A 16,962-nucleotide genomic window follows, 5' to 3' on the forward strand; every position below is an offset into this window, starting at 1 on the left:
AAGCCTATGGTACGCAAACCTTTTACACAGGAGGAGATTGAGCAAATCTGGCTCCTATACCCCGACCATAGTACACGCGAAATAGCGCAGCTGATGGGCCGCTCGGAACGAAGTGTATATGGTAAAGCTTTCTTGATGGGATTGAGGAAGACTGATGAACATATCAAGCACATAAACCGTGAGAATATTGACAATCTTCGCATCCATGGGAAAGCACACCAGTTTAGTAAAGGACATATTCCGGCTAACAAAGGTCGGAAGATGTCACCGGAAAGATATGAAAGATGTTGCAATACGATGTTTCGCAAGGGGCATAAGCCCCACAACACTCGCCATGATGGAGCTGAAAGCATCCGTGTTGATAATAACGGACATCGATACATCTATGTCCGCATCGCCGAGGGCAAATGGATACCGAAGCACATACAAGTATGGACACAAGCCAACGGTCCAGTTCCCAAAGGATGCAATATCGTTTTCCGAGACGGTGACACGCAGAACTGCACGCTTGAGAACCTCGAGTGCGTCAGTGATGCCGAACTGATGCGTCGCAATACGCTACACAACCTCCCGGTAGAGGTACAAGAATTGATATACCTGAAGTCCAGGCTAACCAGGGCCATTAATGAAACCATAAAAAAACAAGAACCATGAGCGCACTTGACAGACTGAAGGAAATGGTCGGTAAACCATTCCTTTACAAGAATGAGGAAGTCGTTGTCTTGAATTACTGCGAAGGTACCGGTGACGACGGAGACGAAGTCGAAATCTATCTGAACAACGGTACTACGCTTGTATTCAGTTACATCAACCTTCCGTCCAAGCTGGAGAAGTTCAAACCCGTATCCGCACAGGTCATAGTACTGGCCAACAAACGGCTCGACAGCGTATCAACCGTGAACCCCACCATCATCCAACAACTTCGTGACACCGTAATGCAGCAGATTGAAGCTGTAAAGAAAGACCCATCTGCAGTAGCTCAAGCCAAGCAAGTATTCCAGGGTGTGAACACGCTCGTGAACCTGGCCAAGACTGAACTTGAATACCGGAAGTACATGAACGAATTTGATAAGCAACCAATAAACCAATAGCATTATGGCAGCATACTTTATAGATTATATCAAAACCTATTCAAACACCAACAACAAGGGACGTGAGTTACAGCAATTTATTGGCAAGTACGTCCAACGACTTGTCAAAGATGACCTTTCCATGGACGCACTGAAGGCAGAAATCGAACAAGAGATAGAACAGCTGAACAAAGCCTATCCACGAACTCAGCCATTTTCTTTAACTAATTATCGAAATATGGGACAAGGCCAGTGGACCGTATGGGTGAAGGGGAATTGTGATAAGATGGTATTCGTACTGCACTGGCTGGAAGTACTGGGTACTTATCAATTCTGTGAAAAGAATGAAGGAAAGGAGATAGAACAATGAAATGGACACACGAACCTGGAGAAGCCTTCCCCGTCTTGGCACTAAATCAAAATGAAGCGAAAATGTTAACTGAGATTCTCGCCCAGCACGCACGCAGGAATGTACGAAAGAAGTATGAAAAATACAAAGACATTCATGACAGTGGAGAAGCGACAGACAGGCAGAATAATCTGATGTTTAAGTATGAGAATCAATTGAATTTAATCGATAACATTATATTATACACACAACAATGAAAAAAGGAACCCGCGTCCGCGTCCTGCGGACAAATGAAATCGGCACTATCGCCGAAAAACGACTCATCCGAGAGAACGGGCAGACGAAAGTATATTGCAATGTGCGACTAGACAAGAGTCCCGACCAAGATACCTGGTACTTCGCCGATCAGCTCGGAGACACAAAGGAACGTGCTACCGTGACAATGGCCGACGAAAGAGGCCGGAATCTCATCCTGAAAGTGACGCAATATTACGACAGGGCACCCGATAAAAATAACATGCACGTGGAATTAGAAGCTGAAGACGGCGGCAATCTACAGGATCACGAAGGAAGTCTCCACTTCGCTCTGACCGCCTTGTTATTCAAGGCCCTGGTCGGAGAGTCTGGCGAATAACGCCGTCCTTGACTATACAGAAACAATGAACCAAATTTGCAGGGCGGCTTCTGGCCGCCCCTAAAACTCACATGCTATGTCATATACTCAAGACGATATCAGGCGCATAAAAGATGCCAGCGATGGCAGGCTCGTCGATGTAGTCAGCGACTTCCACGAGCTACGCCGGAAAGGGAAAGATTACGTTTGTGACTGCCCTGTCTGTAAAGGCAAGGACAAGATGAGCGTATCGCCCGCCAAGGGACTATTTAAGTGCTGGAACTGCCCGGATGTATCAGGAAACAATGCCATCAGCTACCTGATGAAAGCCGAGCGCATGACTTATCCGGACGCACTCGACCACCTGGCACGACGTTTTAGTGTTATTCTCGATCCGCCCCCTGCCCCCACCCGTGCGGAACGACCACGTATGAAGAAAAAAAGCAAGGATGCCAAAGGCGAAGACACCGACAGCTACTGTGCCCGGATGCTTGCGGCAAGCGGACTGACCTTCGCAGACGTAACGGCCAAGATCTACAAGACAGGCGACGCACAGAGCATCTTCGAGGCTCGTACATTCCGACCAGGAACGATTGATGAATACGGTAATATCACAGAAGGTGATGACGTCATTATCGAATACTACGACCTCGAAGGAATGCCGGTCACCTACCTGCGCAAAATGCCAGGGCGCAGGAAGAGCAATACAGAACCGAAGGAATACTATCGGGTACGATGGCAATACCCAGATGAGCATCTGGATAAAAACGGGCAACCGTATAAATACAAGTCTCCTGCAGGAAGCGGCACTCCCATATACATACCTGAATGGCTCCGCCGGATGTACAAGGAGAAGACGCAGTTTACTCGCCTTTACATTCAGGAAGGAGAGAAAAAAGCGGAGAAGGCCTGCAAGCACGGAATCCCCTCTATCGCTGTAAGTGGTATCCAGAACCTCGGCCAGAAAGGCTCCCTGCCCGAGGATCTCGTAAAGATCATCACCGCATGCGGAGTCCAGGAAGTGGCTTTCATCTTCGACAGCGACTGGAACGACCTAAGCCGGAACATCAAGATAAACACCCCGGTAGACACTCGCCCCAAATGTTTCTTCGCGGCGGCACGCAACTTCAAGGAGTATATGCGTATGCTGAAGAATCGCGGCATCATGGTGGAGATATTCATCGGCCACATTCTGAAAAACGAGGCTGACGACAAGGGATTGGATGACCTGCTGGCCAACACCCTGCAGGGCCGCGAAGACGAGTTGGCCAAAGACATGGAATTTGCCTGCAATGAGAAGAGCGGCCACGGCCAGTACGTCGATATGTTCAAGGTGACGACGTGGAATGACCAGAAGCTCCGAGAGCTGTGGAACCTGCACAGCCACGAGAAGTTCGCCGAGCAACACAAGGACGTACTGAAGGAGTTGCCGGAGTTCATCTTCGGCCGGTATGCCTGGAAGTTCGATGAAGAGGGTAAACTAGTATCAGCCCTTCCATTCGAAGAGGACGAGAAATTTTGGATTGAAGTGCCCAAAGAGGACAGAAATGGAAATCAAAAAACTGATACCAATGGAAATCCGATATACGATTGTCAGTATGACTATGTGGCCGGAAAGAACTTCTTCCAGAATCGAGGAATCGGCCGATATCGCCTGCTCGACGACAGCTGGTTGTTCATCCATCTGGACCCACCGGTTGTACGTACCATCAGTGTGGACGACGCCCGCGATTTCATGTACGCATTCGCAGAACAGCATTGCTCACGTCGAGTGAACAACATGCTGCTGCAGGGAGGTTCTCAATACGTTGGACCCTACCAGATGTCGCGCCTTGCTTTCATCACACCCAACTTCGTAGCAGCGAGCCGTGAAGAGCAGTATTTCTACTTCGCGTCGCGCTGCTGGCAGATCACCCAGCATGAAGTGAAAGAAGTCGGATACGAAAGCATCATGCATCACATCTGGAGTGAGCAGAAGAAACCAGTCGATGCCGAATATTACGGCCATCCGCTGATCACGTTCACGGAGACTGACGGAAAATACACTTACGAGTTATCGCCGGAAGGAAAGAAATGCCACTATCTGCAGTTTCTGATCAATACCAGCAACTTCACCTGGCGGAAAAAGCCGGAAGAAGTTGAAGAAGACGAATTGCTTGAAAACAACCTGCATCTGTTGTCCAAACTATGCGCCATCGGATACATGCTGATGGAAGCCAAGGACAACAATGTCACACGGGCTGTTATCGGTATGGATGGAAAGCAGAGCGAAGTCGGTGAGTCTAATGGTCGTAGCGGTAAATCACTCATCGGGGAACTGATGCGTCAAGTGATGCCCATTGTCTATATACCAGGAAAGAAACCCGACATCTTCAACGACTCATTCATTTGGAACGATATCGACGAAAAGACGCGTCTGGTCTTCATCGACGACGTACTGCAGAACTTCAACTTTGAATTTCTGTTTCCGAACCTGACCGGCGACTGGACGGTCAACAAGAAGGGAGGCAGCCGTATCACCTACCCCTTTGCCAAATCCCCCAAAATATATATCGCCACCAACCATGCCATCCGAGGAACGGGCTCCAGCTTCACCGACAGACAATGGCTGATAGCCTTCTCGGATTTCTACAATGACACGCACAAGCCGCTTGACGACTTCGGCGTGCTGTTCTTCAGTGAATGGGATTTCCAACAATGGAATCACTGCTGGAACCTGTTAGCCAACTGTATCCAGCTCTATCTCAGATACGGTGTCGTGCAGGCACCAGGTGAACGTCTTGAGCAGCGAAAGCTGCGTCAGGAGATTGGGGAAACGCTTATCTCGTGGGCCGATGAGTACTTCAGTTCAGACGAGCATATCAACAAACGTATTCCCCGGAAAGAGATGTATGACTCATTTATCACCTACGACCCATCACAGCGGAAGTACATCCAGCCACAACCTTTCAAAAAGAAACTGGTCTTGTACTGCAAATGGAAAGGGTATCTATTCAATCCCAACAAGTACGATTCAAAAAGTGGGCTCCCCCTCTACCTGGACAAAGATGGGAAACCTATCATAGATGATAAGAGCGGTGGCGTGGAATACTTCACCATCGGAAAGCCGGACAGCGGTACACCAACTGAGGCGTTAGATCCGTTAGGAATACCTTTGGATTCTGACGGTAAACTTGATTTTTAAAACGAACCGTTATGACAGATACTCACGAAGAAATCATCCAGAGGCTCATACCGCTGCAGGAAAAGAGCCATAACAGATTCATGGCATTCTATAATGAGGTGTGTGCACTTTGCCACGATTTGCCCGAAGGGCAATCATTCCGCATCTCAGACAAATGTAATGACAAGAGCAAAAATTTATTCAGAGATATTGTAGCCTTATGCATCATGGAAGAACCTTATGATATCAGCAAGGGAGAATTGGAATTATCTGATGACGGGGAAGTCGTAAGAAGAACTGTAGGATTCAGGCCTTCAGGACACCACCATAACACCCTTCGGATAAAGTAGAACCATCCAATTTAATTCACTGTAAGGATACTAATTTTCAATGATATACACAACAAAATCATGATAAAAAAAGAGCTAAAAATTCACGTCGTGGTATCTCCAGATCCGACGGAACGAAAGCGCATGTTAGCACAGCTTGCCGTGCGGATGGGATTCGCAAGGATCCCTTCAGATGCGGTCAAATTGATGGCACCTGACATCTACAGCATCGATCTGCAACTCGCGTATTTCGTCTTGTGCCCGGAATACAATTTCAGAGGAGCCACTCTGACCAATCAGCGGCTCTACGAAATGGCAGCACGCGGTATCTTTGTCGGCGTCGGCGTGAAGAGTATTCCTCGAGAATATGAGTTCATATGCTGCAGCTATTATCCAGAGGACTTTCGATAGCAAGAGTATTCTTGTACACATACTACGAGAGTATTCTATCTGTCATCGGCCGGCGCGCATGCGTTGGCCGATGACTGTATCAGGAACCCTTCCCCCTTAACCCCTAACCATCAGAGGGAGCAAATAGGACAAACGTGCAGGGAGCTCGCGAAAGCCAAGCCGGGGGTATATATATTTTTCTTTATTTCTTCTATGGCAATTAACCCCAATAAAAAACGTGGAAAAAATCGTGCAATCGTGCGCAATATTACAAATGTAATATTATAACCGTGAAAATCAGAGTGTTATAACCGCACAATTTTTGCACAGAACGTGCACAATTCGTGCACGATTTGCACAAATAGAGAAAAAAACGGGAATCGTACGAAAAACAATAAAACCGTGCACGAAAGTACGGATTTTGTACGCTCATATATTTCTGAACAACAGATATTTACGGATAATACAGCGCACAAATGTACTATTGCACGATTTTGTAGTACATATTCTGCAAGATTTCGAATAAACTTTGAATGAAAGATAGTCAATTTGTAGACCGATTTTGTTTGAAAACTGTACAATATTCATTATATTTGTATGAAATTCAATGATTTATAAACATGATTACCACACGAATTCAAGTACCCGAGCACCTTCGTGAATACATGTCAGCCAAGTGCGAGTGCGATGAAGGAAAGGCTATCCGCATCCCGGACAAGCTGGACTTGTATCACTTCATTTACGACTTGCTGGAGAAACGGCCAGCAGATCATCCAATAGACAAAGGAAATCTCGAGATAATACTTCCGGAACGAAGTGTAGGAAAAAGGCCTGAAAGCTACAATTATCTTGGCATTCGGTCGCAGCGCATCATTTCCAAGAAGATTGAAACGATGATGTGGTCTGAAGTGCACGACCTGCTCGATGCGATGAAGCATCGGGAGGGAATCGAATACAAAGATGCCGTCCACTTGTTTATCTGCAAGTATCGCATTGAGAGCTTGACCGAAGATGCATTCCTGAAGAATTACTACCGTTGGAGGGGGATTGTGAGACGCCGCGAAAAACGCAAATATTCACGAAAATAATTCATGCAGCAAGTGTATTGATTTGTCCGTTTTGAGCTCGAAAAGTGCATCAAAACTGCACCAAAAGTGTTAAATATTTATCTATCAGATTGTTATGAATAATGTTGGCGGAATTATAAGATGCGAAATCTGTCCGATTGAGAATGTGGAAACATTTTCGAACTCGAAAACAAAAGTTACCATCACACCCATAGACGGTGAGGAACTTTGGACAGACTTACCTATCAATCGAAAAAATACTGTTTGCGCTGCCACTCCTGAGGGCTCAGATGCAGGAACATCGTATCAACACAGCTGTAATACGTTGTTGCCCACTTCATTAGTGAATGTGTCTCTACTCGAAATCCTGCGTAAGTGTGTCAAATGCGGTTGTTTGATACGATATACAGACGCAAATAGACAGATACGCATACTTGGAACCAAAGATTTCCCTCTTCTTGGAACTTTGGAAGAATCTCCTGGAAGCGAAGCTCCAGATCTGGCAGGTTATCAACTCCAGCTATCCTCTTCTTCTCTTACACCTGCCCTTGAATATATAGAGGTGTAGCGTCCTTCTGCACCTTTTCAAACGTTTGTATCATTGCACCAAAATAATGTGCAATGGGCAAACGGATTGTATTATCAGACTCAAATTTGAACCGATACGGCTATCGGGTTCTGACAGAAGGCATCGAATTGGAAGCCTTCAAAAAGAACCCGATATTGCTGTATATGCATTTTCGTGACGAAGGTACTCCACTCTGGGGTAACTATAAAGCCATTGGCCATTGGAAAGATATACGTGTTGAAGACGGTGTTCTGTCTGCAGAACCGGTTTTCGATGAGGTGGATGAGCTGTCAAAGACGGTTGCTGCCAAGTTCAATGCCGGAACGTATAATGCAGCCAGCATCGGCATCCGTATTCTCGCCACGTCCGGCGAGAAAGAACTACTTGTACCCGGTCAGACTCGAGAGACCGTAACCAAGTGCGATTTGATGGAAGCCAGCATCGTGGACGTACCTGCCAATGCCAATGCAGTCAGATTGTATGACCGTTCCACCTCTGTATGTCTGGCAGCAGGGATGGAGAACAATGTCGTGCCAGAACTCAAACAATCAACATCTCAGGTTATGAATTTCAAAACGAAATGGAAATCTGTTCTCGCCTTTCTGAAGATTGGCGAGGATAAGGCCGATGTGACTGTCATCACAGATGAGCAGCTGGATTCTCTTGATGCCGAGTTGTCTCGCCTGCAGGGAGAGAATGCACAGCTGAAGGCCGACAAGGAGAAGGCGGATGGAGAACTCTCTTCGACCACCAATGAAGTGACCACACTGAAATCCGATCTTCAGAAGAAGGACGGTGAAATCAGTACTCTCAAGACAAACCTTCAGAAGAAGGATGATGAGATCAAGCAACTCAAGGAACAGGTTGAAAATTTGAAGCAAGGGCCCGCCGGAAAGGACGGACATCTGACACCCAAGTCTGAACCAGGTTCTGAAGATACAGACACTCTCGCAGCGTATGGTGATGCCCATGCCGGAGATTATGAGGCTATCACTGCCAGGCTGAAAGAAGAAGGTCTTATTTAACCCATAAACGACGAAAAAAATGGCAACACCCAAATTGATTGACGTCAGCAAGCTCAATGAAGCGATGACGATTTATGACAAGACCTTGCGTACATTGCCCTATGCCACGTTGAAAGATGTGGCTGCAATACTTCACCTTAACCTGATGGACTTGCAGGGAAAGCATGTACGAATCAACGAACGTCGCCATGCCGGTGGTACCCAATCCTATAAGGTAGGTAAAGACTTCAGCATGGTAGAGAAGCTGCTCACTTTTGAACCTTCGGCCATTGAGCCCAAGGATGTAGTGTGCATCACCAAGGAGAACAGTCAGGTGTATAATGACAATGAATTGCTTGTCATTGGTGGCACACCTGTAAGCAACATCAACAAGCGGCACCCCTTGGAAACCCGTGTAGCATTTACGCTGGTGAGGAATCATGCCGAAGATGTAGTATATGCCATGTTCCATGCCGAGCGTGACGAGGAAAGCAAATCGCCGAACGGAGCATTCGACGGTTTCTATACGAAAACGGATATGCTTATGGCATCCGGTGACATCAATGCAGCCCGCGGAAACTTCTCTGTCAGTGGTGAATTCACCATGCCGACCAGTGAAACCGATTATTCCGCCTATGAGAATCTGGTAGAATGGATTGGTAATACGCACACTTATCTTCGTAGCAGTATCGGTGGAGCCCCACAGCTTTTGTGTGCCAATACCGTATTGCTGGCAGCCCGTGCCGCCCTCCGAAACAAGTTGAGTATGCAGGAATATCCATCTATGCAGCGTACGATAGAATTGTTGCGTGAAGACGCCATGTGCCCGTCTTTGATTGTATCGACCCACGAAGCTCTTGGTCGTGGAAGCCGTCTGATTTTGCAAAAAGTAGGCAACATGGACTTGGCATTCAACACACAAGCAGCTGCCCGATTCTGTCAGATCCGCGACATTTACGAAGATCCGAACGAGTGGCAGTTCTGGCTGCAAAGTGGTTACGACACCCGTATCAACGACTGGCATGAGAAGGTGTTCTGCACGAATGAGCAGAAGAATGAAGGCCTTGACTTGGCCGGTGACTATTGCAAGACGGGTGCCGTCAGTGTGACCATCACAGGCGATGACGGAAAAGGCTTGTGGAATATCCAAGGGAAAGCGGCCAAACGTGCAAGCGGCCAGTACATCAATGGACTGGCGCCTGGCACTTACACGGTTGAATTTTCAGACGTTGAAGGCAAGACCAAACCCAGCAACATTGCCAGTGTAGAGGTGAAGGCCGGTGAAGTGACGACGAAAGAAGCCGCTTATACGCCTGCCGGTTAATTTTGTTGAACCCTAAAAAATGAGTGATATGAAAAATAAGAAGTTGTATATTGGACTGGCTATCGCATTCATTGCGGTAATGGCAGTTTATCTGTGCGGTTTCACAGAATGTAATGAATCCACTTTGCTTATGGCTGTTGTAGGACCTGCTTTTGCACCCCTGAATTGGCCGATGGGGCGCAATAACATGGGAGGATTCAAAGGTTATCTTCTGTTTGTTCCTGCCGATGCAGCGACCGCAGTACCGACTGTTCCGAAATGGGAAGAGGCAACCGATAATGCCGATTTGGTCACAGCTGCCGGATCTTTCACGTTCGGCGCGGAAGGAGCCATCAAGATGCCTGTTTATCTGTATAACACCGATGCGACTGTCGGTTATACCGTAGAAGCACAGGGTGAAGTTGATGGAATCTCCTACAAACAAACCCTCACCGGTTTCTTCCCTGGCAACATGAAAGAGGCGCATGCTTTCGCTGCTATGGTCAAGAACACACCTGGTTATTACGTGTTCGAAGACTCTGACGGCCAGCAGATGATCATCGGCCAGCCGGGTATGCCAGCTGCTACGTCAGTTTCGTTCAATGGTGGACAGGCACGCGCCGACAGACGTGGCCACACCTTCACCATCACAGCCGACAGTAATTATAGTGCCATCTTCTTGGAAACGCCGATTGACATCGAGAAAATCAAGGATGGCAGCTGGACATCAGGGGGAGTAGGAGGCTGATATGAAGCGTAAAGAACAATTGTTTAATTGGTTAGCCAACCGTCAGCGCAAATACGCTGACGGTATGGATCTGTTTCGACAGCTTGCCAATGATAGCATGAAGCAGCGTTATGGTGTCTATCTCGAGTGTGGAGCGGACGGTGTATCACATCCGTTCGACCCACGTTTCACGCAGCTGACTAACTGTTTGTCGAAGATCGCGCAGAACATTCGTGCCGGAATTGTCATTGCTGCAGCCGAAGAAGATTTGGATGTGCGTCAGATATCAGAAACTGAATCGGAGAGACAGGCAGCCCTGAAGAAACGGAATGACCGTATCCAACAGCTCGATGATTTGAACGACGACCTACAGACCCGTATCGGATATCTGGAGGATGGAAGTGAAGAGCATGCCGAAGAAATAGAGGATCTGAAGAAACAGGTAGAAAGCAATCTCGAGGAAATCAACCAGCTCCGAAAGGAAGTGGATGCGCTCAATGCGCCGGGTGTAAAGGTAGTAACGGAAGAAACTTTGCCGAAATCGCTCCAGAAGGCTTATGCCCGAATCAAGGAAATTGCGCCGCTGTATGCCAGCCTTCACAACGACCTGACCAATACTGAACTGTCGGACGAAGATCGCAAGAATCTTGCCGACCAACTATGTAAACTCGATGATGAGCGTCGCAAGCTGTGGCGGTCTATCGACCAGTGGGCTGAAGGAAAGGCATCGTTGGATTTGAGCGAGAAACGACCTGAATACAGTGACAATGCCGTCGTGCGAGGTTACGAGATGGCCCGTCAAATCAAGCGTCTGAAGGAGAATATCCGCAATAGCCAGACAGCAGCAGATAAGGCACAGGCCGACGGCAGGCAGAATGTCTATGAGAACGCCATGAAGCGCATCCAACGCTACGAGGCCGAGCTGAAGGAACTGGAAGAAGAAGTACAGCAAGAGAGTGAAAAGGTTCAATGAACTGTTTCAGAATGCGCTGTGCCCCGGCCAATGCAGGCCGTTTATGCACAAAGGCGAGTGGGCAATACATGAGGTATTGCCCTCTCTCTTATGTGCCATTGGGGAGGCTGATGTGCGGATAGCAACCTTCAGCGTGTCGGAGGACAGCCTGCGTCCTCTCTTCTTCCTGACCGATGAAGCCAAGATACGGAGCCTTACGCTGTTGCTCGACCATACGGTGAAACGGCATAAGCTCGACCTGCTGCTGTTTGCGGCCAATATTACCCCCGATATACGTATCGATGCCTGTCATGCCAAACTGCTGCTGGTCGAAAACGAGCAGTACCGGTTCGGCATCTGCGGATCTGCCAACCTCAATCAGAACCACCGATGGGAAGCCGGATTCTGGTTTACCGCCGGTGACAGCTACGACTATTTTTCAGCAACCTTTAACCAGGCCTACGCCGACGCTCTGCCCTATGAAACTCTCCGATGAACAGCTGCAGCAAGTCGAAGAGATGGCGGCCGCCCTGTTGCCGCCCTCAGAAATCGCCATTCTGATAAGGATTGACGCTGATCAGCGCGACCTGTTCTGCGAAATCTGCAAGAATTACACCACAAGCGACATCTATACGGCCTACCATCGCGGCCGCCTGCAAACCAAGTACGAGCTGCGCAAGACCGTCATCAAACTGGCCAAGGCAGGCAGTCCGGCCGCCGAACCGCTGGCCGACAAGTATATGAAGGAACAAAACATTCAGGAATGATGAAAGAAGATACCACTTACGACCGCATCGAGCGAAGCCTGTTTAAGGATCAAGAGGAAGCTGCCCGCACGCTATCCGCCAGAGAACTGGAGATAAAGCGCCGGATGATGCTCTGTGTTTCTAAGAAGATGGAAGAACCTCTTGTTGAAGACGCAGAGATGGTCAATTTCCTCATGGCCGGATGTGCCGGACAGGCCGAACGCGTAAGCAAAAGCCAGGCTTACCGTGACATCGCCATGATGAACAGACTGGTCGGTAACATCCAGCTCGCCGCCAAATCGTGGTACCGCTACATGATTGTAGAGGGTGCGAAGAAAGCCTACGATGTGGCTATCAAGAATAACGACGCCAAGGGAGCAGCTGCCTGCCTGGATAAAATCGGAAAGTACACCCGCTGCGACAAGGAGGACGACGCTTTCGACTACTCGCAGATGATACCGCCATCGTTCGAACCGAGTGACGACGTCACATTGGTTGAAGGTCTTGAACCGGTTGATAATGTGGAAGAAAAGCGTCGTCAGTTAAGAGCCTACTTCAAGGGTCAGGCGGAGGATGCGAAGATAATGAAGAATGAGGAATGAAGAATGAAGAATTTGTAGCCCCTTCGGCCCAGGAGCTTCGGATGAAGCAGGCGAATGTCGTGCGCAAGTATTTCAACAAGATGCAGCGGCAGGCGATGGCCATCGGTGCGCACGATGAGTATATCATCGCCTCGCGCGGCACCGGAAAGTCTGAAGGCATCGACGCCCGGTTCATCCTGCGCAACGTCTGGGAAATGCCCGGCTCGCTGGGCGCCCTGATATCGCCCAGTTATGCCAAAGCCTGGGGCAACACCTTGCCCGCCATCTGCAAGGCTTTGGCCGAATGGGGCTATCTGGAGGGTGTGCACTACGTTGTCGGCCACCGTGCCCCGGCGTCGATGGGCTTCCGTCTTCCTGTCCGCCCCCTGATGCGGGAGGGTTGGAACAATGCCTTCCACTTCTGGAACGGCACCGTCATGGTGGTGCTCTCGTTCAACCAGGGCATGTCGGCCAACTCCATGTCCATCGACTGGGTCATCGGCCCCGAAGCCAAGTTTCTCAGCTACGAGAAAATCAAAAGCGAGGTCAACCCGGCCAACCGTGGCAACCGCCAGTACTTCGGCCACTGCCCCCACCATCACAGCGTCTGCTACAGCACCGACATGCCTACCGCGGCCATGGGGCGCTGGATTCTCGACAAGCGCGAGGAGATGAACACCGACCACATCAACCTCATCCGCACCCTCTACAAGCAGCTGCAGGAGTACAAGCGCAAACCGCTGACCGAGCATGTGCAGCGTCAGATCCGCGAGCTGCAGCGCGACCTCGACATCGCCCGCCGCTACCAGCCGCCGGTGCATCCTGCCCCCGGAAAGACCCGTGAATACACCGTGTTCTACGGCGAGTACGACGTCTTCGACAACCTCGAAGTGTTGGGCGAGGACTACATCTGGCAGATGTACCGCGACTCGCCGCCGCTGGTGTGGCGAACCGCCTTCCTCAACGAGCGGCTCTACCGGGTGGAGAATGGCTTCTATTCGGCCCTGGACGAAAAGGTGCATTTCTACACCCCGACGGACAGCGGACGCCTCCAAGCCTTGGGTGCCGACTGGAAGCGGCTCACTGCCAGCGGCTGCCTGGGCGACGGAGACCTTGATTTCGATGCGCCCCTGCATCTGGCGTTCGATTCCAACGCCTCCATCAGCTCGTGCTGTGTCGGTCAGAAGGACGGCGGGACGATGCGCGTGCTGAAATCATTCTACGTCAAGACCCCCGGCAAGCTGCAAGACCTGGTGAAGCAGGTGGCCGACTACTACCGCCCCAAGCTGAAGCACGAGGTCGTGGTGTACTACGACCACACCTTCACTTGGGAAACGGGTGCCAGCAACGAAAGCTACGCCGACATAATCCGACGCGTGCTCGAAGAGAACGGCTACACCGTCCAGATGGTGTACGTAGGTCAGGCTCCCCGCCACGACTGGAAGCATCTGAACATCGACCGCTCGCTGAAGGGCGACCCCGACTTCCTGCTCATCCGCATCAATCTCTACAACAACGAATTCCTGAAGATCGCCCTGGAGCAGACCGGCGTCCGTCAGGGAAAGAACGGCTTCGAGAAGGACAAGACGCCCGAGGGTACGCCGGACACACCCGACACGCCCGACGAATACAAGACACATATCACCGATGCCTTCGACACCCTGTGGCTGGGCATGAACTTCTTCTTCACCGAGCCGGGAATGGTTGCTGGGGGAGCATTCTTTTTGAAATAATCATCCCCTCCGTGGTTAAAGGAACGGAAATCAGACATCACCGATATGGGCCCCTTCGTTTGCGAGCGTGCGAGCAAACGAAGGGGGCGCCCGAGGCGCCCATCTTCTACAGCTGCCCTTCATCCTCATAGCTGTAATATTTGCATTGACCTATTATCAGGTGGTCAACCAATTTAATATCAAACAAGTTGCCCGCATTCTTCAATTTCTCTGTCAGTCGATTATCATCGCCACTCGGCCTCACGTTGCCGCTCGGATGGTTATGTACGGCAATAAAACAAGTGGCGTTCACCTCTACAAGTTTCCGCATTATCAGCCTAATATCAGCCATCGTCTGCGTGATGCCCCCTACGCTGATACGTATCTTATCTATGACCCTGCTTGCATTATTCAAGCATATTATCCAAAACTCTTCGTTCTGCAAGTCGCACAGATACGGCTGTATCTCTTTGTAAGCGTCCTTGCTGTGCCTTATCTGCGTACGTTGGTCTTTCCGTATCTCCCTGCGCTTGTAAAGTTCTACCGCTGCTTTTGCTATCCGCCTGCGGTGAGGTGTCAAGCTGTTGAATAATCGTTCCAAACGGTATTCGCCCGTCCAATCTTCCGCCACTACGGGCTTGTTTGTCAGTTCACTTATCAATTCATTGTCTGTCACTTCTCGCATATCGTCAAATAAGGAAAGCTGTATTCCTATGTTTTTCTTCGTCTTCTTCATTGCTTAGAAAATTAATTGTTACCTAAAATCGTTTTACCCAGAAAATAACCTCCCAGAACTTCCGCCCCCATCTTTTCGAGAGCGCACGCAAAGCGGGCGTAGCTGTGGCCTTGTGTCAGTACGTCGTCAAAAATCAAACATTGCTTTCCCTTGAAAAAGTCTTTGTCGAAATTGATGACTTCGGCCTCCCGTACCACCTTGCGGCCTTTCGCCTCGTGTATGGCCAAGCGACCGCCCTCGATGGTGATTGCACCATAAGCATTTTGGCAGCCCGTCAGCCTCGCCACCTCTTCGGCGAAAACCTTGTAACGGGCTTCGTTCTTCTCGCCGTTGCTGGCTGGAATACATACCAGCGTCAAGTTTTCAACGCCTGCGCCAAACTGCTCCCGCATTTTCTTTGCCACCAGCTCGGCTACCTGGACACTCCGTTTACCGTCTTTGAAATCCCATATCATACGACGGACAGCCCACTCTCTTTTGCTTGCCTCGTAATGTGTTGGGAGGTAATCGAAAAAGGTTACCATAAACTTAGACCACTGCTTTTTCCAATCTTCGGGGATGATAAATTTTCTTGTTGCCATAGTTGTAAATATTTAAAAATTTGAATTTATTCTTGAACCTTGAGCCGTGGGTGTGAGCCTTTTGTTTCTCGTTTTCCCTGAACGACTTTTTTTTTATTCCGTCGCCTGTCGCGCGCGGTATGTTTCGCCTTTTTTACGCTGCGTCAAAAGGTGTTGTAAGGAGCAAGAGCAAGTTTTCTTCCAAAACCGGAAGCCTGAATACAACCCGAGGGGTGGAGATTTTTTGGAGAACAGAAAGCCCGAACTTGAACCAGTGACGTCAACATTTACCTTTGCAGCACAAAAAAGCGAATGCCGTGTGACCAGGTGAATGGATAAACAGGAGTGAAGGATGAAGAAAACGAGTGGAAGACAGAAGCGCCGAGCTTACCGCTCTGCCTTGTCAATGCCATCCTTGTGCAGATAAAGCGCAGCCTGTACAACGATGGGAATTGACAGGGTGGAATAACCGGTCACGGCATCGAATGAAGCGGTGACCCCTGCGTGGACGCTTTTACCATCACAGAAAGGTCACTTTCTACCCAGTAACGCGAAAAATCCGTGCGGATATGTATAACTATTCCGCACGGATTTTTCGCGCCCCGCCTTTTCTCTCAGAGAAAAATGTAAAAAACAGAATGCCAAAAAGAAAAGGGTTCAACAAGGGAAATATTTCCCTTGTTTCTGCGAAGCAACCCCGCACCGCCCTGCGAAAAAGACTCGAATGAATATGTTAATTTTTGTGTTATATGCTGCTACCCCCGCCCTCACCGGCATCGACCCGTGAGGGTCACCGCTGTCCTTTCGCACGAAACTTTTGCAGCATACATTTGCCGCATGGAAAAGAGGATACATCAACGACAACTGAGAGATATCATGGAGCGCAGGGTTAACGGACGGCCGGCCGAGTTCAGCCTGCAATACTGCAAACGAAGCACCGGCGAACTGGTGGACTATCCGCGCGCCGTGCTCACCTCGTGGCATAGCGACGGAAGTACCGTGAACGTTTTGCCTGCCGGAGAGACAAGCCCCCGGAAGATACGCCGGTGTCTGATTACGAGGATTAACGGATTGAAAGTCTATTTCTAAATG

General features: G+C 49.4%; 20 protein-coding genes. 18 read left to right on the forward strand and 2 right to left on the reverse strand.

The window, feature by feature from the left end; all coding sequences use genetic code 11:
* The first annotated feature begins 6 nt into the window (after positions 1-6).
* The 17 genes from BQ8005_RS05445 (at position 7) to BQ8005_RS05525 (ending at position 14,595) form a co-directional block, all read left to right on the forward strand.
* The gene (locus BQ8005_RS05445) at positions 7-654 is read left to right on the forward strand and encodes an HNH endonuclease signature motif containing protein (RefSeq protein WP_075318970.1); all 648 of its coding nucleotides are present in this window, start codon (positions 7-9) and stop codon (positions 652-654) included.
* Positions 651-1,091, forward strand: a complete 441-nt coding sequence (locus BQ8005_RS05450) for a hypothetical protein (RefSeq protein WP_075317342.1) — start codon at positions 651-653, stop codon at positions 1,089-1,091. The genes BQ8005_RS05445 and BQ8005_RS05450 overlap by 4 nt, the downstream gene beginning before the upstream one ends.
* Positions 1,092-1,095: 4 nt before the next feature.
* A complete protein-coding gene (locus tag BQ8005_RS05455) occupies positions 1,096-1,440 on the forward strand; it encodes a hypothetical protein (RefSeq protein WP_075317343.1) in 345 nt (114 codons plus the stop codon).
* Positions 1,437-1,676: a hypothetical protein gene (locus tag BQ8005_RS05460; RefSeq protein WP_075317344.1), complete on the forward strand. Its 240-nt coding sequence runs from the start codon at positions 1,437-1,439 to the stop codon at positions 1,674-1,676. Before BQ8005_RS05455 ends, BQ8005_RS05460 begins: the two co-directional genes overlap by 4 nt.
* A complete protein-coding gene (locus tag BQ8005_RS05465) occupies positions 1,673-2,053 on the forward strand; it encodes a hypothetical protein (RefSeq protein ID WP_075317345.1) in 381 nt (126 codons plus the stop codon). Before BQ8005_RS05460 ends, BQ8005_RS05465 begins: the two co-directional genes overlap by 4 nt.
* Before the next feature lie 76 nt (positions 2,054-2,129).
* A complete protein-coding gene (locus tag BQ8005_RS05470; RefSeq protein ID WP_075317346.1) occupies positions 2,130-5,216 on the forward strand; it encodes a CHC2 zinc finger domain-containing protein in 3,087 nt (1,028 codons plus the stop codon).
* An 11-nt stretch (positions 5,217-5,227) separates the two neighbouring features.
* Positions 5,228-5,545 carry a hypothetical protein gene (locus BQ8005_RS05475; RefSeq protein WP_075317347.1) on the forward strand — a complete coding sequence of 106 codons (318 nt, stop codon included), beginning with the start codon at positions 5,228-5,230 and terminating at the stop codon, positions 5,543-5,545.
* 60 nt (positions 5,546-5,605) lie between these two features.
* Positions 5,606-5,935, forward strand: a complete 330-nt coding sequence (locus tag BQ8005_RS05480) for a hypothetical protein (protein ID WP_075317348.1) — start codon at positions 5,606-5,608, stop codon at positions 5,933-5,935.
* Positions 5,936-6,534: 599 nt separating this feature from the next.
* Complete coding sequence (locus BQ8005_RS05485) at positions 6,535-7,002, forward strand: hypothetical protein (RefSeq protein WP_075317349.1); 468 nt, start codon at positions 6,535-6,537, stop codon at positions 7,000-7,002.
* 600 nt (positions 7,003-7,602) lie between these two features.
* Positions 7,603-8,574 (forward strand): coiled-coil domain-containing protein, encoded by a 972-nt coding sequence (locus BQ8005_RS05490; RefSeq protein ID WP_075317350.1) that lies wholly within the window; start codon positions 7,603-7,605, stop codon positions 8,572-8,574.
* A gap of 19 nt (positions 8,575-8,593) precedes the next feature.
* Positions 8,594-9,877, forward strand: a complete 1,284-nt coding sequence (locus BQ8005_RS05495; protein ID WP_075317351.1) for a carboxypeptidase-like regulatory domain-containing protein — start codon at positions 8,594-8,596, stop codon at positions 9,875-9,877.
* Between the two features lie 28 nt (positions 9,878-9,905).
* Complete coding sequence (locus BQ8005_RS05500) at positions 9,906-10,604, forward strand: hypothetical protein (RefSeq protein ID WP_075317352.1); 699 nt, start codon at positions 9,906-9,908, stop codon at positions 10,602-10,604.
* Between the two features lies 1 nt (position 10,605).
* Entirely contained in the window at positions 10,606-11,556 is a 951-nt protein-coding gene (locus BQ8005_RS05505; RefSeq protein WP_075317353.1) for a hypothetical protein, read from the forward strand.
* 43 nt (positions 11,557-11,599) lie between these two features.
* Positions 11,600-12,031: a phospholipase D-like domain-containing protein gene (locus tag BQ8005_RS05510; protein ID WP_234984003.1), complete on the forward strand. Its 432-nt coding sequence runs from the start codon at positions 11,600-11,602 to the stop codon at positions 12,029-12,031.
* On the forward strand, positions 12,015-12,302 hold the full coding sequence (locus tag BQ8005_RS05515; protein WP_075317354.1) for a hypothetical protein: 288 nt from the start codon (positions 12,015-12,017) through the stop codon (positions 12,300-12,302). The genes BQ8005_RS05510 and BQ8005_RS05515 overlap by 17 nt, the downstream gene beginning before the upstream one ends.
* Complete coding sequence (locus BQ8005_RS05520) at positions 12,299-12,883, forward strand: hypothetical protein (RefSeq protein ID WP_075317355.1); 585 nt, start codon at positions 12,299-12,301, stop codon at positions 12,881-12,883. Before BQ8005_RS05515 ends, BQ8005_RS05520 begins: the two co-directional genes overlap by 4 nt.
* A 368-nt stretch (positions 12,884-13,251) precedes the next feature.
* Complete coding sequence (locus tag BQ8005_RS05525) at positions 13,252-14,595, forward strand: hypothetical protein (protein ID WP_234984004.1); 1,344 nt, start codon at positions 13,252-13,254, stop codon at positions 14,593-14,595.
* A 106-nt stretch (positions 14,596-14,701) separates the two neighbouring features.
* Here the strand turns inward: BQ8005_RS05525 and BQ8005_RS05530 are convergent, their stop codons facing one another.
* Together BQ8005_RS05530 and BQ8005_RS05535 are read right to left on the reverse strand one after the other, a co-directional pair.
* Positions 14,702-15,310, reverse strand: a complete 609-nt coding sequence (locus BQ8005_RS05530; protein WP_075317357.1) for a JAB domain-containing protein — start codon at positions 15,308-15,310, stop codon at positions 14,702-14,704.
* An 11-nt stretch (positions 15,311-15,321) separates the two neighbouring features.
* Positions 15,322-15,891: a phosphoribosyltransferase gene (locus tag BQ8005_RS05535; RefSeq protein ID WP_075317358.1), complete on the reverse strand. Its 570-nt coding sequence runs from the start codon at positions 15,889-15,891 to the stop codon at positions 15,322-15,324.
* 816 nt (positions 15,892-16,707) lie between these two features.
* On the opposite strand from BQ8005_RS05535, the gene BQ8005_RS05540 reads away from it, so the two are divergent.
* Positions 16,708-16,959, forward strand: a complete 252-nt coding sequence (locus tag BQ8005_RS05540; protein WP_234984005.1) for a hypothetical protein — start codon at positions 16,708-16,710, stop codon at positions 16,957-16,959.
* Positions 16,960-16,962: the final 3 nt, after the last annotated feature.

Origin of the sequence: Bacteroides togonis (assembly GCF_900130135.1) — a bacterium.
GTDB classification, from domain to species: Bacteria; Bacteroidota; Bacteroidia; order Bacteroidales; family Bacteroidaceae; genus Bacteroides; species Bacteroides pullorum.

Excerpts from the sequence above, each read along its gene's own strand:
- BQ8005_RS05445 (WP_075318970.1), top strand. The coding sequence starts at position 7 with ATGGTACGCAAACCTTTTACACAGGAGGAGATTGAGCAAATCTGGCTC.
- BQ8005_RS05450 (WP_075317342.1), top strand. The coding sequence starts at position 651 with ATGAGCGCACTTGACAGACTGAAGGAAATGGTCGGTAAACCATTCCTT.
- BQ8005_RS05455 (WP_075317343.1), top strand. The coding sequence starts at position 1,096 with ATGGCAGCATACTTTATAGATTATATCAAAACCTATTCAAACACCAAC.
- BQ8005_RS05460 (WP_075317344.1), top strand. The coding sequence starts at position 1,437 with ATGAAATGGACACACGAACCTGGAGAAGCCTTCCCCGTCTTGGCACTA.
- BQ8005_RS05465 (WP_075317345.1), top strand. The coding sequence starts at position 1,673 with ATGAAAAAAGGAACCCGCGTCCGCGTCCTGCGGACAAATGAAATCGGC.
- BQ8005_RS05470 (WP_075317346.1), top strand. The coding sequence starts at position 2,130 with ATGTCATATACTCAAGACGATATCAGGCGCATAAAAGATGCCAGCGAT.
- BQ8005_RS05475 (WP_075317347.1), top strand. The coding sequence starts at position 5,228 with ATGACAGATACTCACGAAGAAATCATCCAGAGGCTCATACCGCTGCAG.
- BQ8005_RS05480 (WP_075317348.1), top strand. The coding sequence starts at position 5,606 with ATGATAAAAAAAGAGCTAAAAATTCACGTCGTGGTATCTCCAGATCCG.
- BQ8005_RS05485 (WP_075317349.1), top strand. The coding sequence starts at position 6,535 with ATGATTACCACACGAATTCAAGTACCCGAGCACCTTCGTGAATACATG.
- BQ8005_RS05490 (WP_075317350.1), top strand. The coding sequence starts at position 7,603 with ATGGGCAAACGGATTGTATTATCAGACTCAAATTTGAACCGATACGGC.
- BQ8005_RS05495 (WP_075317351.1), top strand. The coding sequence starts at position 8,594 with ATGGCAACACCCAAATTGATTGACGTCAGCAAGCTCAATGAAGCGATG.
- BQ8005_RS05500 (WP_075317352.1), top strand. The coding sequence starts at position 9,906 with ATGAAAAATAAGAAGTTGTATATTGGACTGGCTATCGCATTCATTGCG.
- BQ8005_RS05505 (WP_075317353.1), top strand. The coding sequence starts at position 10,606 with ATGAAGCGTAAAGAACAATTGTTTAATTGGTTAGCCAACCGTCAGCGC.
- BQ8005_RS05510 (WP_234984003.1), top strand. The coding sequence starts at position 11,600 with ATGCACAAAGGCGAGTGGGCAATACATGAGGTATTGCCCTCTCTCTTA.
- BQ8005_RS05515 (WP_075317354.1), top strand. The coding sequence starts at position 12,015 with ATGAAACTCTCCGATGAACAGCTGCAGCAAGTCGAAGAGATGGCGGCC.
- BQ8005_RS05520 (WP_075317355.1), top strand. The coding sequence starts at position 12,299 with ATGATGAAAGAAGATACCACTTACGACCGCATCGAGCGAAGCCTGTTT.
- BQ8005_RS05525 (WP_234984004.1), top strand. The coding sequence starts at position 13,252 with ATGCGGGAGGGTTGGAACAATGCCTTCCACTTCTGGAACGGCACCGTC.
- BQ8005_RS05530 (WP_075317357.1), bottom strand. The coding sequence starts at position 15,310 with ATGAAGAAGACGAAGAAAAACATAGGAATACAGCTTTCCTTATTTGAC.
- BQ8005_RS05535 (WP_075317358.1), bottom strand. The coding sequence starts at position 15,891 with ATGGCAACAAGAAAATTTATCATCCCCGAAGATTGGAAAAAGCAGTGG.
- BQ8005_RS05540 (WP_234984005.1), top strand. The coding sequence starts at position 16,708 with ATGGAAAAGAGGATACATCAACGACAACTGAGAGATATCATGGAGCGC.